General features: G+C 71.6%; 14 protein-coding genes. 9 read left to right on the top strand and 5 right to left on the bottom strand.

Translation table 11 applies throughout. From position 1 onward, the window contains the following. The first annotated feature begins 28 nt into the window (after positions 1 to 28). Entirely contained in the window at positions 29 to 466 is a 438-nt protein-coding gene (locus OWR29_RS44925; RefSeq protein WP_267569792.1) for a hypothetical protein, read from the top strand. After that, complete coding sequence (locus tag OWR29_RS44920; protein WP_438872739.1) at positions 451 to 1,305, top strand: HTTM domain-containing protein; 855 nt, start codon at positions 451 to 453, stop codon at positions 1,303 to 1,305. Before OWR29_RS44925 ends, OWR29_RS44920 begins: the two co-directional genes overlap by 16 nt. Here the strand turns inward: OWR29_RS44920 and OWR29_RS44915 are convergent. The 3 genes from OWR29_RS44915 to OWR29_RS44905 are packed head-to-tail and all read right to left on the bottom strand — an operon-like array spanning position 1,281 to position 2,782. Beyond that, the gene (locus OWR29_RS44915) at positions 1,281 to 1,688 is read right to left on the bottom strand and encodes a thiol-disulfide oxidoreductase DCC family protein (protein WP_267569791.1); all 408 of its coding nucleotides are present in this window, start codon (positions 1,686 to 1,688) and stop codon (positions 1,281 to 1,283) included. The genes OWR29_RS44920 and OWR29_RS44915 overlap by 25 nt on opposite strands. Positions 1,689 to 1,692: 4 nt before the next feature. Continuing rightward, the gene (locus tag OWR29_RS44910) at positions 1,693 to 2,256 is read right to left on the bottom strand and encodes a GNAT family N-acetyltransferase (protein WP_267569790.1); all 564 of its coding nucleotides are present in this window, start codon (positions 2,254 to 2,256) and stop codon (positions 1,693 to 1,695) included. 10 nt (positions 2,257 to 2,266) lie between these two features. After that, positions 2,267 to 2,782: a GNAT family N-acetyltransferase gene (locus tag OWR29_RS44905; protein WP_267569789.1), complete on the bottom strand. Its 516-nt coding sequence runs from the start codon at positions 2,780 to 2,782 to the stop codon at positions 2,267 to 2,269. Between the two features lie 40 nt (positions 2,783 to 2,822). Here OWR29_RS44905 and OWR29_RS44900 point away from each other — a divergent pair, with 40 nt between their 5' ends. The 5 genes from OWR29_RS44900 (at position 2,823) to OWR29_RS44880 (ending at position 9,013) form a co-directional block, all read left to right on the top strand. Beyond that, the gene (locus OWR29_RS44900) at positions 2,823 to 4,046 is read left to right on the top strand and encodes a winged helix-turn-helix domain-containing protein (protein WP_267569788.1); all 1,224 of its coding nucleotides are present in this window, start codon (positions 2,823 to 2,825) and stop codon (positions 4,044 to 4,046) included. Between the two features lie 123 nt (positions 4,047 to 4,169). Then, positions 4,170 to 4,736: a DUF2752 domain-containing protein gene (locus OWR29_RS44895; RefSeq protein ID WP_267569787.1), complete on the top strand. Its 567-nt coding sequence runs from the start codon at positions 4,170 to 4,172 to the stop codon at positions 4,734 to 4,736. Between the two features lie 26 nt (positions 4,737 to 4,762). After that, positions 4,763 to 5,656 carry a 4-hydroxy-tetrahydrodipicolinate synthase gene (gene dapA / locus OWR29_RS44890; protein ID WP_267569786.1) on the top strand — a complete coding sequence of 298 codons (894 nt, stop codon included), beginning with the start codon at positions 4,763 to 4,765 and terminating at the stop codon, positions 5,654 to 5,656. A 44-nt stretch (positions 5,657 to 5,700) separates the two neighbouring features. Next, positions 5,701 to 7,389 (top strand): ribonuclease J, encoded by a 1,689-nt coding sequence (locus tag OWR29_RS44885; protein WP_267569785.1) that lies wholly within the window; start codon positions 5,701 to 5,703, stop codon positions 7,387 to 7,389. 88 nt (positions 7,390 to 7,477) lie between these two features. Further along, a complete protein-coding gene (locus OWR29_RS44880) occupies positions 7,478 to 9,013 on the top strand; it encodes a S1 family peptidase (protein ID WP_267569783.1) in 1,536 nt (511 codons plus the stop codon). Between the two features lie 85 nt (positions 9,014 to 9,098). Here OWR29_RS44880 and OWR29_RS44875 read toward each other — a convergent pair whose 3' ends face one another. Next, positions 9,099 to 9,512: a YbjN domain-containing protein gene (locus OWR29_RS44875; RefSeq protein WP_267569782.1), complete on the bottom strand. Its 414-nt coding sequence runs from the start codon at positions 9,510 to 9,512 to the stop codon at positions 9,099 to 9,101. 63 nt (positions 9,513 to 9,575) lie between these two features. Here OWR29_RS44875 and OWR29_RS44870 point away from each other — a divergent pair, with 63 nt between their 5' ends. After that, positions 9,576 to 12,116: a DNA translocase FtsK gene (locus tag OWR29_RS44870; RefSeq protein WP_267569781.1), complete on the top strand. Its 2,541-nt coding sequence runs from the start codon at positions 9,576 to 9,578 to the stop codon at positions 12,114 to 12,116. On the opposite strand, the gene OWR29_RS44865 is transcribed toward OWR29_RS44870, so the two are convergent. After that, on the bottom strand, positions 12,064 to 13,284 hold the full coding sequence (locus OWR29_RS44865; RefSeq protein WP_267569780.1) for a glycosyltransferase 87 family protein: 1,221 nt from the start codon (positions 13,282 to 13,284) through the stop codon (positions 12,064 to 12,066). The two genes, OWR29_RS44870 and OWR29_RS44865, sit on opposite strands and share 53 nt — an antisense overlap. 81 nt (positions 13,285 to 13,365) lie before the next feature. On the opposite strand from OWR29_RS44865, the gene rimO reads away from it, so the two are divergent. Further along, positions 13,366 to 14,826, top strand: a complete 1,461-nt coding sequence (gene rimO, locus OWR29_RS44860; RefSeq protein WP_267569778.1) for a 30S ribosomal protein S12 methylthiotransferase RimO — start codon at positions 13,366 to 13,368, stop codon at positions 14,824 to 14,826. The last annotated feature ends 49 nt before the right edge of the window (positions 14,827 to 14,875 follow it).

Raw genomic sequence — 14,875 nt, 5'->3', positions numbered from 1 at the left:
TGGACCCGAGCCGATAGGTTGTGCTGCTGTGAACCAGCTTTCCGTGCGCGGCCGCCGGGTCCGGGTGGCCGCCACCCTGATCGCCGGGGTGCTGCTGCTCGCCGGCACCCTGTGGGGGACCGACGACGACTTCCCGTTCGGGCCGTTCCGCATGTACTCGACGGCGCCCGACCCGAACGGGGCCGCGCGGGACACCCGGGTCGAGGGCGTCGACGCCGACGGGCGCACGGTCGCGATCACCGAGGGCAACAGCGGCATCCGGCGGGCCGAGATCGAGGGGCAGCAGCAGGCGTACGTCGACGACCCGGCCCGCCTGGCCCGGGTGATCACGGCGTACGAGCAGCACTCGCCCGGCGCCGCCCCGCTGCGCACGGTCCGCATCGTGGTGCGCTGGCACGGCATCGAGCACGCCCGCCCCACCGGCAAGTCGTGGGACGAGACCGTGGCCGAGTGGACCCGCCCATGAAGTGGCTGTTCGCGCCGGTGCCGCTCGGGCGGATCGCCGCCTTCCGCACCCTGGTCTACGTCTTCGTCGCGCTCGACCTCACGGTCTTCACGCCCTGGGTGCGCTCGCACGCCAACACCCCGGGCGACCTCTACGAACCGCTGCTGATCGGCCGCATCCTGCCGCTGCCGACGCCCACCCACGCGCTGGTGTGGGCGGTGTTCTGGGCGCTCATCGTGCTCTCGCTGGCCGCCGCCACCGGCCGGGCGCCCCGCATCCTGGGCTGGGCCGTCTTCGCGCTGTACTTCGAGTGGATGATCATCGCGATGAGCTACGGCAAGGTCGACCACGACCGGGTCGGGCTGCTGGTGGCGCTGGCCGTGCTGCCCACGATCGGCCGGGCCCGGTTCGGCGACAAGACACTTTCCGAGGCGGCCGGCTGGGCGCTGCGGGTCACCCAGATCGCCGTCGTCTGCACGTACTTCCTGGCCGCCTGGGCCAAGCTGCGGTTCGGCGGCATCGACTGGCTGACCAGCGCGGTGCTGGCCCAGGCGATCATCCGCCGGGGCACCTGGCTGGCCGACCACATCGCCGTCGTCCCCGGCCTGCTCATCGCGGCCCAGGCCGGCATCATCGCGTTCGAGCTGCTGAGCCCGCTGATCTTCGTGGTCCCGCAGCGCTTCCGGTGGATCGGGGTGGCGTTCTTCTATTCGTTCCACCTGATGACGTTCTCGATGATCACCATCTCGTTCGCCCCGCACCTGGTGGCCATGGCCAGCTTCCTGTCCATCGAGAAGGTGCGCCCGATCGAGTGGGCCCGCCGCCGGCTCAGCAGTCAGGCGCCCGAGCCGGTGCCGTAGAGGGCGTCACGCTGGGCCTGGGGCAGGGAGCAGGCCGCGGTGCCGCCGGGCAGCAGGTGGCGGTGGTCGGCGACCCAGCGGTACGCCGGCCAGGCGGCCAGCCGCACCGGGCCCAGCTGCAGCGCGCCGCCCGCGAGCTGCCAGAAGCGGCCGGCGTCGCGCAGCATCAGTGCGATCGCGTCGGGGCCGGAAGCCGTCCCGCCGTCGGCGCCGACCCACTGCACCGCCTCTTCGCACTGCTCGACCGTGAGGCCCAGCTCGTCGAGGTCGGCGAACTGCCACGGAATCACCCGGGCGTGGGTGGGGATGCGCTTCTCGATGAACTCGGCGCACGAGCTGCAGAAGGAACAGTCGCCGTCGTACACGAAGGTCGGGATGGTCACGGATCTATTCTCCGTCCAGTGCCACGTGCAGCCTGAGCTGGGGGACGAGCATGTCGTCCACGTCGAGGGCCCGGCCCGCGCCGTCCGGCTCCCAGCCCGCCGAGGCCAGGAACTTCTGCATCACCTTGTCCTGCTCGTAGGCCCAGGCCACGGCGTGGGTGAAGCCGTCGTCGCGCCAGTGGGCGACCGCGGCCGACAGCAGCCGGCTGCCGTGCCCGCGCCGGCCCCAGCGCGGTTCGACCAGCAGGTCGGTGACCGCCGCGACGGTCGCCGGCAGCGCCGGCTCCTCGGGCGCCAGCGCCTGCTCGTCGGCCGGGCCGGCCGCCGCAAAGCCCACGACCTGGGTCGCCGTCTCGCTCTGCTCGACCGCGATCAGCACCCGGTGCTTCTCAGTGGGCGGCCGCTCGATCGCCTCGGACCAGCCCCGGGCCAGATAGCCCTCGTCGAGGTTGGCCAGCACGTGGGCCGGGAACATGCGCCGGTAGGCCGAGCGCCACGTTCCCAGCTGGATGCGGGCGATCTCCGGCGCGTCGCCGGGGCGCGCGGGACGCACGAAGCCGATAGCCATGCGGGCGAGCCTACAGAGCGACCGCGTAGCGCAATTCGGGTAGTTCCAGCGTGGAGCCGCGCGGCGTCCAGGTCTGCTCGACGCCGTCGGGCGCCAGGCCGGCCCGCTCGTAGAACCGGCGGGCCCGGGTGTTCCCGGTGAGCACCCACAACCGCATGTCGGGGAAGCCGGCCTCCTTCAGCCCGGCCCGGGCCGCCTCGATGAGCTGGCGGCCGATCCCGCGCCCCCAGAAGTCGGGGTGCAGGTAGATGGAGTACAGCTCGCCCATCCCGGGGTCGGCGCCGTCGTCCCGGCGGAACGGGCCGAAGCCGACGAATCCGACGACGCGCCCGTCCTCTTCGGCGACGAGCGTCCTTGCCCCTTCGGGCGCGGGCCGGGTGCGCCGGCGGGCGGCGAACTCGTCGGGGTCGAGGCGATCGAGGATGTCGCCGGGGACGATCCCGGCGTAGCCCACCTGCCAGGTGTGGACGTGGACCTCGGCGACGGTGCGGATGTCGGCTTCGGCGAGGGGACGGATCACTGCCATCGGACGATTTTGTCGTACCCCTGCTCTAACGTGCTCATCGATGGCTCTCCCCGAAACGCTTTCCGTCGCGCAGGCCCGCCGCGTCACGCTGGCCGCGCAGGGCTTCGCCGACCCGCGTCCGGGCGGCGCGACCGACCTGCGCCACCTGCGGCGGGTGCTGCGCCGGGTCCACCTGATCCAGATGGATTCGGTCAACGTGCTGCAGCGGGCCCACTTCATGCCGCTCTACAGCCGCCTCGGGCCCTATCCGGTGGGCCTGCTCGAGCGGGCGGCCTATCGCAAGCCGCGCGACCTGTTCGAGTTCTGGGGTCACGAGGCCTCGCTGATCACCACCGACCTGCAGCCGCTGTTCCGCTGGCGCATGGCCCGGGCCGGCGAGCTGGCCTGGGGCGGCATGCGCCGCGTGGTGCAAGAGCAGCCCGAGCTGGTCGCCCGCGTGCTCGACGTGGTCCGGCAGCGCGGCCCGATCACCGCGGCCGAGATCGAGCACGACGAGCCCCGCCGCAGCGACCACTGGGGGTGGAACTGGTCGTCGGTCAAGCAGGCGCTCGAGTGGCTGTTCTACTCGGGCGAGATCACCGCGGCCGAACGCACCACGTCCTTCGCCCGGCGGTACGACCTGCCCGAGCGGGTGCTGCCTCCGTCCGTGCTCAACGCGCCCACCCCGGCCGAGCCCGACGCCCTGCGCGCCCTGGTCGAGCTCTCCGCCCGGGCCTTGGGCGTGGCCGCCGAGCCCGAGCTGCGCGACTACTTCCGCCTGCCGGTCGACGGGTTCAAGCGGGCCGTGGCCGAGCTGGTCGAAGATCAGGTGCTCCGCCCGGTCGCCGTGCCCGGCTGGAAGCAGCCGACCTATCTGCACCAAGAGGCAAAGCTGCCGCGCTGGGTGCGGGCGGCCACGCTGGTCAGCCCGTTCGACCCGCTGATCTGGGAACGCGGCCGCACCGAGCGGCTGTTCGGCATGAACTACCGCATCGAGATCTACGTGCCGGCCGCCCAGCGCCTCTACGGCTACTACGTGCTGCCCTTCCTGCTCGGCGACCAGCTGGCCGCCCGGGTCGATCTGAAGGCCGACCGCAAGACCGGTGAGCTGCTGGTTCCGGCGGCCTGGCTCGAGCCCGGGGCCGAGCCGGACGAGACGGCCGCCGCCCTCGCCGCCGAGCTGCACCGGCTGGCCGGCTGGCTGGGGCTCGAGCGGATCGCCACTCCGGAACGCGGCGACTTCGCGGTCCCCTTGACGGCCGCGCTGAAGGCGTTGCCGGTGTGAGCGGGTGGCCGGGCAAGATCGTCGGGCCGCGGAGGCAGGGCGCGGCCGGTGTACCGTGGCGCTCATGAGCGCCGCCGCCCGCCCGGATGCCGAATGAGCGCCGCCACCACGCCGGATGCCCGAATGAGCGCCGCCACCACGCCGGAGGCCACCCGTCCGTGGCTGGACGACCAGCCCGTCCAGGGCCCGCCGGTGCCGCCGGAATGGCTGGCCTACTACGCCCAGCAGCAGGCCGCCCACGAGCCCGACCGGGTCACCCGCTTCGTCCAGCGGGTCTGGACGAGGTCGCCGATCTGGGCCGCCCCGCTCGCCCTGCTGGTCTGCATGGGCGGCGCCGTCGGCTACACGCTGGCCAGTCACCCGGCCGACGCCGGCGCCGGTGACGCCCCCACCTGCCTGCTGAAATACACCACCGGCTTCGTCTGCCCGGGCTGCGGCGGCACCCGCGCCGCGTGGTACCTGTTGCACGGGGACCTGTCGGCCGCGGCCCGCCACCACGCGATCTTCGCCTTCGCCGTGCCGTTCCTGCTCTATATGTACGTGGCCTGGGCCGCCAAGCGCCTCTTCAAGTGGAACCTGCCCCAGCTGAACCTGAGCCCGGCCGTCCTGATCACCTTCGTCGCGGTGTGGGCCGTCTGGTCCGTGGCACGCAACCTGCCCTGGGCCCCGTTCACCGCGCTCTACGTCTGAGCGGGCCGTCCGATAGGTTGGGGGGTATGACGCACGACCCGCGACCCTTCGGACGGCTGCTGACCGCCATGGTCACCCCGTTCGCCCCGGACGGCTCCCTCGACGTCGAGGGCGCGGCGAAGCTGGCCACCTACCTGGTCGACGAGCAGCGCAACGACGCGCTCGTCGTCAGCGGCACCACCGGCGAGTCGCCCACCACCACCGACGCCGAGAAAGAGACCCTGCTCCGGGCCGTGGTCGACGCGGTCGGCGACCGGGCCAAGGTCGTCGCCGGCGTGGGCACCAACAACACCGCTCACACGATCGAGCTCGCTCACGCCGCTGAGAAGGCGGGCGCCCACGGCGTACTGGTCGTGACGCCGTACTACAACAAGCCCCCGCAGGAAGGCGTGGCCCGGCACTTCCTCACCGTCGCCGACGCGGTCGGCCTGCCGGTGATGGTCTACGACATCCCGCACCGCGCCGGCACGGCGATCGCCACCGAGACGATGTGCCGCATCGCCGAGCACGAGCGCATCGTCGCCGTCAAGGACGCCAAGGGCGACCTGATCGCCAGCTCGTGGGTGCTCAGCCGCACCGGGCTGGCCTACTACTCGGGTGACGACGCGGCCACCCTGCCGCTGCTCTCGATCGGCGGGGCCGGCCTGGTCGGCACCTCCACCCATTTCACCGGCGTCCTGGCCAAAGACATGATCGAGGCCTTCGAGCGCGGCGACAACGCCGCCGCCCAGGCTCTGCACCGCAAGGCATTGCCGCTGTTCACCGGCATTTTCCGGGTTCCCGGCACCATGCTGGTCAAGGCGGGCCTCAACGCTCAGGGCCGCCCGGCGGGCCCGGTCCGATCGCCGCTGGTCGACGCGACCGGTGACGAGCTCGACCAGCTGCGCCAGGACGCCGCCGCCGCCGGCATCGCCCTGTGACGGGCGACCGCCGCACAAAATGAGGAAAGACTGACAAACCTGATATGAGTCAAGCCCACGCGGACCTCGAACCGCCGCCGCCGTTGCCCGAGGGCGCCCTGCGTGTCATCCCGATGGGTGGCCTCGGCGCGATCGGCCGCAACATGACGGTCCTGGAGTTCGACGGCAAACTGCTGATCATCGACTGCGGTGTGCTCTTCCCCGACGTGGAACAGCCCGGCGTCGACCTGATCCTGCCCGACTTCACGCCGATCCTCGACCGGCTCGACGACGTCCAGGCGATCGTGCTCACGCACGGCCACGAGGACCACATCGGCGCCGTGCCCTACCTGCTGGCCCACAAGGCCGACATTCCGCTCGTGGGGTCCGAGTTCACGCTGGCCCTGGTCGAGGCCAAGCTGGCCGAGCGCCGGCTCGACCCGTACACGCTGACCGTGCGCGAGGGCCAGACCGAGCAGCTCGGGCCGTTCGGCTGCGAGTTCTTCGCGGTCAACCACTCGATCCCGGACGCGCTGGCGGTCGCCGTGCGCACCCCGGCCGGCCTGATCCTGCACACCGGCGACTTCAAGATGGACCAGGTGCCGCTGGACGGCCGCATCACCGACCTGGCCGGCTTCGCCCGGCTGGGCGCCGAGGGCGTCGACCTGCTGCTCTCCGACTCGACGAACGCCGAGGTGCCCGGCTTCGTGGCGCCCGAGCGCGACATCGGCCCGGTGCTCAGCTCGATCTTCGGCAAGGCCCGGGGCCGCATCATCGTGGCCAGCTTCGCCTCCCACGTGCACCGCGTGCAGCAGGTGATGGACGCCGCCTGGGAGTACGAGCGCAAGGTGGCCCTGATCGGCCGCTCGATGGTCCGCAACATGGGCATCGCGCGCGACCTGGGCCTGCTCAACATCCCGGACGGGCTGCTGGTCAGCCTGGACGAGGCGACGAACATGCCGGGCGACGAGATCGTCTTCATGTCGACCGGGTCGCAGGGCGAGCCGATGAGCGCGCTCGGCCGCATGGCCAGCGGCGACCACCGGCACATCACGATCGAGCCGGGCGACACGGTCGTGCTGGCCAGCTCGCTCGTGCCGGGCAACGAGACCTCGGTCTACCGGGTGATCAACCGGCTGTCCCGGGCCGGCGCCACGGTGGTGCACAAAGAGACGGCGAAGGTGCACGTGTCGGGGCACGCCCCGGCCGGCGAGCTGCGCTACCTGCTGAACGTGGTGCGCCCCAGCAACCTCATGCCGGTGCACGGCGAGTGGCGGCACCTGCGCGCCCACGCCCAGCTCGGGGTCGAGACCGGTGTCGCGCCCGACCGGGTCGTGCTGTGCGAGGACGGCGACGTCGTCGACCTGGTCGAGGGGCACGCCCGGCACGTCGGCCGCGTGCAGAACCGGTACGTCTACGTCGACGGTCTCGCGGTCGGCGACGTCAGCGAGTCGCTGCTGACCGAGCGGCGGATCCTGGGCGACGGCGGCTTCATCTCGGCCACCGTGGTGATCGACTCGGTGACCGGCAAGGTCGTCGGCGAGCCCAACATCTCGGCCAAGGGCTTCTCGGAGGACCCCGAGGCGTTCAACCCGGTGATCCCGTTGCTCACCGCCGCGCTGCACCGCTCGGCCGAGGACGGCATCACCGACACCCACCAGTTGCAGCAGGTCGTCCGGCGTACGGTCGGCCGGTGGGTCAACGACGCCTACCGCCGCCGGCCCATGATCGTGCCGACCGTCGTAGAAGTCTGAGGCTCATTTAAACCTTTCGCTGGTTCTTCCCGTACTTCTGGGCACGGTGCCGCCCCCACGGCACCCGTGTCGAGGGGAGTACCGAAAGATGCAGCGCAGACGGATCGCCGTGGCGGCGGCGGTCGTGGCGGCGGCGGGTGCGGCAGTGGCGTTCACCCTGCCGTCCATGGCCGGCACCACGCCGTCGAGCACGACTGCCAAGCCCAAGGCCGGTGGCGTCTCGCCCCAGATCCTGGCGGCGATGAAGCGTGACCTCGGTCTGGACGGCGATCAGGCGACGGCTCGCCTGCAGCGGTCGAAGTGGGCCAGCGGCGTGAGCGCCAAGCTGTCCGCGCAGACCGGCGCCGACTTCGGCGGCGCCTGGCTCGCGACCGACGGCAACACCCTGAAGGTCGCCGTGACCGACCCCGGCGCCGAGAAGGCGGTCCGGGCCGCCGGCGCCGAGCCGGTGCTGGTCGAGCGCAGCGAGCAGACGCTGGTGGCGGCCAAGGAGAAGGTGGACGCGGTCCGCTCCGAGGCGGCCGGCGTGACCGGCTGGTACGTCGACGTCAAGACCAACAAGCTGGTCGTGGTAGCCAAGCCGGGCAAGGTGACGGCGGCCAAGAAGCTGGCTCGCACCGCCGGTGTCGCCGGCGACGCGGTGTCGGTCGTGACCAGCACGGCCTCGCCCAAGCCGCTGTTCGACGTGCGCGGCGCCGACCCGTACTTCATCCGGGTCGACGGCGGCACGGCCCGCTGCTCCATCGGCTTCTCGGTCGAGGGCGGCTTCGTCACGGCCGGGCACTGCGGCGGGGTCGGCTCCACGACCACCGGCTTCAACCAGCAGGCCCAGGGCACGGTCCGCGCCTCGACCTTCCCGGGCGACGCCGACATGGGCTTCGTCGAGGTCAACGGCGACTGGACGCCGCGCGCGGTGGTCAACGACTTCCGGGGCAACGAGCTGCCGGTGGCCGGCAACACGGAGGCGCCGGTCGGCGCCGCGGTCTGCCGCTCCGGCTCCACCACCGGCACGTTCTGCGGCACGATCCTGGCCAAGAACCAGACCGTGGTCTACCCGGAGGGCGCGGTCACCGGTCTGACCCGCACCAACGTCTGCGCCGAGGGCGGCGACTCCGGCGGCCCGTGGCTCAGCGGCGACCAGGCCCAGGGCATGACCTCGGGCGGTTCCGGCGACTGCACGGTCGGCGGCGAGACGTTCTTCCAGCCGGTCAACGAGATCCTGGCCGCCGAGGATCTGACGCTGGTGACCAGTGGCGGCGGCGCGGCTCAGCCGCCCGCCGAGGAGGGCGCCGCACCGCCCGCCGAGTCGGCCGGCGCCTGCGCCGACCAGGCCGTGCAGCGCGAGGGCAACCTGCCCCGGGCCCGCACCGCCCAGGCCCAGCCCAACGGCGGTGCCTTCCGGTCCAACGCCGGCGCCCAGACCGCCTGCCTGACCGCCGCCGACGGGGCCGACTTCGACCTCTTCCTGCAGCGGCTGACCAACCGCGGTTTCCGCACGGTCGCCAGCGCCACCGGCGCGGGCGACAAGGAGCTGAGCTTCAACGGCCGCTCCGGCACCTACCGGTACGTCGTCGTCGCCACCTCGGGCAGCGGCGCGTACAACCTGGGGTTCAGCACCCCGTGACGCGCCCCGCCACCAACCCTGCCTAGGTGGCGTCAGCGCATCGGACGATGCCGGGGAGCCTGCGGCTCCCCGGCATCGCTGCGTCTCAGCTGCTCTGACGCAGCTCGGCGACCTCGTTGGCGAGCTGCACGCTGGTCGCGATGGCGGCGATCATCACCTGGTCGAGCTGCTCGGGCTCGACGCCGCGCTCCCAGTCGGCGATCACCTCGCCGACCACCAGCACCGTCCCGTCGTCGTTGACGTGCACGTACGCCTTGGGGAAGAGCTGGTCGTGGTTCCAGCTGTTGCAGAACTCGTAGAGCCGCGGGACGTCGTCGATCCCGAAGAGGTGCTGCACCATCGCGCGGACCTGCAGCACCTCCTGCTGCTGGCCGATGCGGAAGAAGTAGATGAGGTTGCCCTGGAAGTTGCCGCCGATGTCCCCGTCGGCGTCCTCGAAGTACTTGAACTCGCGCGCGTCGAGTACGTCCGTGATCATTTCTTTGGTGAAGGCCTGCACCCTGCCGATCCTAGGTCGGTGCGCCTACCGGATTCATGAGCATCGCGGCGTTACGGTGTGACCATGGCGGGCCGCACCTCTCCGGCGAGCCGGGGCCGCGCCGCGTCGACGCGCGGCTCCGCGACCAACCGTGCCCGTCAGCCGGCACGCCAACCCGCTCGTAAGCCCGCGGCGCGAAAGCCGGCGACTCGGGCCCGCTCGGCCGCCCGCACGCGGCCGTCCATGGGTTCGGCGGTCGCCACCGGTGTCGGTCGCGGTCTCGGCGCCCTGTGGATGGGCCTGGCCCACAGCGTCGGCTGGGCCGCCCGCGGCGTCGGCCGGCAGGCCGCCACGGCCAAAGAGATCGATCCCGAGCACCGCCGTGACGGCGCCGGCCTGCTGCTGCTGGGCCTGGCCATCCTGGTCGGGGTCGCGGTGTGGTTCGGCAGCGCCGGCCCGGTCGGGCAATGGCTGGCCGACTCCACCCACCTGTTCCTGGGCGGGCTGGCCGTGCTGCTCCCGCTGCTGCTGCTCTACGGCGCCGTACGCCTGATGCGCAAGCCGGCCGACCCGGAGCACCGCGGCCGCACCCTGGTCGGCTGGACGGCCATCGTCATCTCCACCGCCGCCCTGCTGCACATCTCGCAGCGCCCGACCGGCGAGGGCTCGCTCGACAACGCGGGTGGCCTGCTCGGGTACGCCTTCGGCGCGCTGCTCGAGCGGGCGGTCACGGCCTGGGTCGCCGTGCCGCTGCTGGTGCTGCTGTTCGTCTTCGGCCTGCTGGTGATCACGGCCACCCCGATCAACAAGATCCCCGAGCGGATCCTCCTGCTGGTCGACGTGCTGCTGGGCCGCTCGACCGACCGGGCCCCGCTGCCCCTGCCCGAGCTGGACGGGGACGACGAGGACGCCGCCGGCGAGGAACCGGCCAAGAAGCGCCGCCCGTCCCGCCGCCGGCAGGGCTCGCTGGCCGACATCGGCCTGGCCCCCGACGACGAGCCGGCCGCCGACGAGGACGACTTCCTGCTGCACGACACGGTGGCCGTGCCCAAGGTGCCGGCCAGCCGCAAGAAGCCGGCCCCGGCGCCCGCGCCGCCCGACCACTCGGAACCGCTGCCGACCCGGGCCGAGCAGCTCGAGATCAGCTCGGTGCCGGGCGACTACCGTCTGCCGCCGCCCTCGCTGCTGGGCCAGGGCGCGCCGCCGAAGTCCCGCAGCCGGGCCAACGACGAGATCATGGCCGCCCTGACCGGCGTGTTCGACCAGTTCAACGTCGACGCCGAGGTCACCGGCTTCACCCGGGGGCCGACGGTCACCCGGTACGAGGTCGAGATCGGGCCGGGCACCAAGGTCGAGCGCATCACGCAGCTGTCGCGCAACATCGCGTACGCGGTGAAGTCGCCCGACGTGCGCATCCTGAGCCCGATCCCGGGCAAGAGCGCGGTCGGCGTCGAGATCCCCAACACCGACCCCGAGAACGTGGCCCTGGGTGACGTGCTGCGCTCGCGGGCCTCCACCGCCGACCACCACCCGATGCTGGTCGCGCTGGGCAAGGACATCGAGGGCGGCTTCGTCGTGGCCAACCTGGCCAAGATGCCGCACATCCTGATCGCGGGGGCCACCGGCGCCGGCAAGAGCTCGTGCCTGAACTCGCTGCTCGTGTCGCTGCTGACCAGGTCCACGCCGGACGAGGTCCGCTTGCTGCTCGTCGACCCGAAGCGCGTCGAGATGACCGCGTACGAGGGAATCCCGCACCTCGTCACGCCGATCATCACGAATCCCAAGAAGGCGGCGGACGCCCTCGAGTGGGTCGTGCGCGAGATGGACATGCGCTACGACGACCTCGCGGCCAACGGCGTGCGCCACATCGACGACTTCAACCGCAAGGTCCGCAACGGCGAGATCACCGCGCCCCCGGGCAGCGAGCGGGTCATGAAGCCGTACCCGTACCTGCTGGTGATCATCGACGAGCTGGCCGACCTGATGATGGTGGCGCCGCGCGACGTCGAGGATTCCGTCGTACGCATCACCCAGCTGGCCCGCGCGGCCGGCATCCACCTGGTGCTGGCCACCCAGCGCCCGTCGGTCGACGTGGTGACCGGTCTGATCAAGGCGAACGTGCCGTCCCGGCTCGCCTTCGCGACGTCCTCGCTGGCCGACAGCCGGGTCATCCTCGACCAGCCGGGCGCCGAGAAGCTGCTCGGCCGCGGCGACGGCCTGTTCCTGCCGATGGGCGCCTCGAAGCCGGTGCGCATCCAGGGCGCCTGGGTCGACGAGAAAGAGATCGCCGCGGTCGTCAAGTTCTGCAAGGACCAGCGCGAGCCGGAGTTCCGCGAGGACGTCACCGAGGTCCCGCAGAGCAAGAAGAAGCAGATCGACGAGGAGATCGGCGACGACCTGGCGCTGCTGATCCAGGCCATCGAGCTGGTCGTGACCAGTCAGTTCGGCTCGACGTCGATGCTGCAGCGCAAGCTGCGGGTGGGCTTCGCCAAGGCCGGCCGCCTGATGGACCTGATGGAGACCCGCGGCATCGTGGGCCCGTCCGAGGGCAGCAAGGCCCGCGACGTACTCGTCAAGCCCGACGAGCTGGAAGAGGCGCTGGCCGCTCTGAAGGTGGACGAGTAAGCAGTTCCAGCTCCTCCTCGAGCGGATCGCGGCGGAACGCTTCCCGCAGCAGGTGGTGGCCGACGACGATCAGCGCGGCCAGCATCAGCAGCGCGGCGATCGTCGGCAGAACGGCGACAACCCTTCCGAACAGGTACGGCTGGTACGAGAGCAGTGACGCGGCCTGCACTAGCAGCGGCACGAACCAGAGCCGGGGCAGGAACATCACCAGCACCACGGTCAGCACATCGGCCAGGAAGAAGTAGCGCTCGTGCATGCCGGGCAGCAGGAACGGCATGAGGATCGAGAACAGGGCGGCCGCCAGCACCACACGCTCCCGGGTCAGCTCGACCTGGCGGGCGATCAGCACGTAGATGACCCCGATCACCACCGCGGCGGCGAACAGATAACCCAACGTACGCAGGGTGTCCTCGCGCGGCCCGCCGGGCATCAGGGCGAACACGTTCGGCGCCCGCAGGCTGAGTTCCGGCACGTTCCGGGCCTGCCGGTCCATGCTGTAGATCGTCAGCAGCTCGATCGGGTTCCGCCCGGCAATGATGGCCGGCAGGTCGAGCACCAGATACGCGGCGGGAGCGGCCAGCAACGTACGCCAGGGAATCTTGCCGCCCAGCGCGAGGAGCAGCAGCAGCGGGAAGATGAAGATCCCCTGCGGCTTCATGGCCACCGCGACTCCGCACAGCGCCACCCCCCACCACGGCTTGTCCCGCAGCAGGTAGTAGAGGCCACCCAGGGCCGGCGCCGCCCACATCGCGTCGATCTGCCCCCAGAACGACGCGTTGAGCACGACTGTCGGAAGCAGCACCACGATCAACGCCGTGGCCATCGGCAGGCGGCTGCCCGGCCACCGCAGCGCGACGATCCGGTACGCGAAGAACGCCAGAACGACGTCGAAGATCACCCACATCGCCTTGATCTTCAGCAGGAGCGGCCCGGGCAGCAGGTGGGTGAACGCCAGCAGGTAGAGAAACGGCGCGTTGTAGTTGCCGACCTCGGCCCCCAGGCTGCGCCAGCTGCCGTTCTGCCCCAGCTGGTGGTACCACGAGAAGAAGATCCGCATGTCGGTGGTCTTCTCGTGGAAGCCGACCCAGCGGGCGAGGATCGCGATCACGACCAGCGCGGCGATGAGCAGGGCTTCGGCGTGCGGCGTGGGCTTCTTCAGAGTCTGCATGGCGTCCTGGGATACGGTCCTGACCGCCGGTCGGATCAGTGCGCGGTCCAGCCGGGCACAGAACCCGGCTAACCTGGTCGGGTGTCGGTAACTCCTTCCTCCCGTCGTGTCGCCCTTCTCACCCTCGGCTGTGCCCGTAACGAGGTCGACTCGGAAGAGCTCGCCGCCCGCCTCGACGCGGGCGGCTGGCAGGTCAGCACCGATGCCTCCGGGGCCGACGTGGTGGTCGTCAACACCTGCGGCTTCGTCGAGAAGGCGAAGCAGGACTCGATCGAGACGCTGCTCGCCGCGGCCGACACCGGCGCCAAGGTCGTCGCGGCCGGCTGCATGGCCGAGCGCTACGGCAAAGAGCTCGCCGACAGCCTGCCCGAGGCGTCCGCGGTGGTCAGCTTCGACGACTACACCGACATCGCGGCCCGGCTCGACGGCGTGATGGCGGGCGAGAAGTTCGACGCCCACACCCCGCGCGACCGGCGCGAGCTGCTGCCGATCACGCCGGTGCAGCGCCAGGCGGCCAAGGTCGTCATCCCCGGCCACGCCACGGTCGACGAGCACACCCCGGCCCACCTGCGCCCGGTGCTGCGCCGCCGGCTCGAGAACGGGCCGGTCGCCAGCCTGAAGCTGGCCAGCGGGTGCGACCGCAAGTGCGCGTTCTGTGCCATCCCGGCCTTCCGCGGGGCGTTCGTGTCGCGTGATCCGCAAGAGTTGCTGGCCGAGGCGGAATGGCTGGCCCGCTCCGGCGTCCGTGAGCTCGTTCTCGTCAGTGAGAACAGCACCTCGTACGGGAAAGACCTGGGCGACCCCCGGGCCCTCGAGAAGCTGCTGCCCCAGCTGGCCGCCGTCGACGGCATCGTGCGGGTGCGGGCCAGCTACCTGCAGCCCGCCGAGACCCGCCCGGGGCTGATCGAGGCGATCGCGAACACCCCCGGTGTCGCGCCCTACTTCGACCTCTCGTTCCAGCACTCGAGCGAGCCGGTGCTGCGGCGCATGCGGCGCTTCGGCTCCACCGACCGCTTCCTCGACCTGCTCGATTCCGCGCGCAAGCTGGCCCCCGCGGCCGGCGCCCGCAGCAACTTCATCGTCGGCTTCCCCGGCGAGACCAAGCAGGACGTCGACGAGCTGGTGCGCTTCCTGTCCGAGGCGCGGCTCGACGCGATCGGCGTCTTCGACTACAGCGACGAGGACGGCACCGAGGCGGCCGGCCTCGACAAGAAGGTCAAGGAAGACACGATCAAGCGCCGGTACGACCGGATCGTCACGCTGGCCGACGAGCTCTGCGCCCAGCGGGCCGAGGAAAGGCTCGGCTCGATCGTCGAGGTGCTGGTCGACACGGTCGAGCGGGGCGAGGTCGAGGGTCGCGCCGAGCATCAGGCGCCCGAGGTCGACGGCTCCACCACGCTGGTGGCCGGCGACGCCGGTGCCGATCTGGCCGCGCTGCGCCCCGGCGACTTCGTCCGGGCCAGGGTCACCGCCACCGAGGGCGTCGACCTGGTGGCCGTGCCGGTCGCGATGATCTCCGCGGCGCCGGTGTCCCCGCGGTGACCGACGAGCCGGTCCCGGTGACCGCGCCACGAACAGTGTCGCCGTACAA

It is taken from the genome of Paractinoplanes pyxinae (genome assembly GCF_026626335.1).
Classification (GTDB): Bacteria; Actinomycetota; Actinomycetes; order Mycobacteriales; family Micromonosporaceae; genus Actinoplanes; species Actinoplanes pyxinae.
This window is presented reverse-complemented; position numbering and strand designations above follow the sequence as displayed.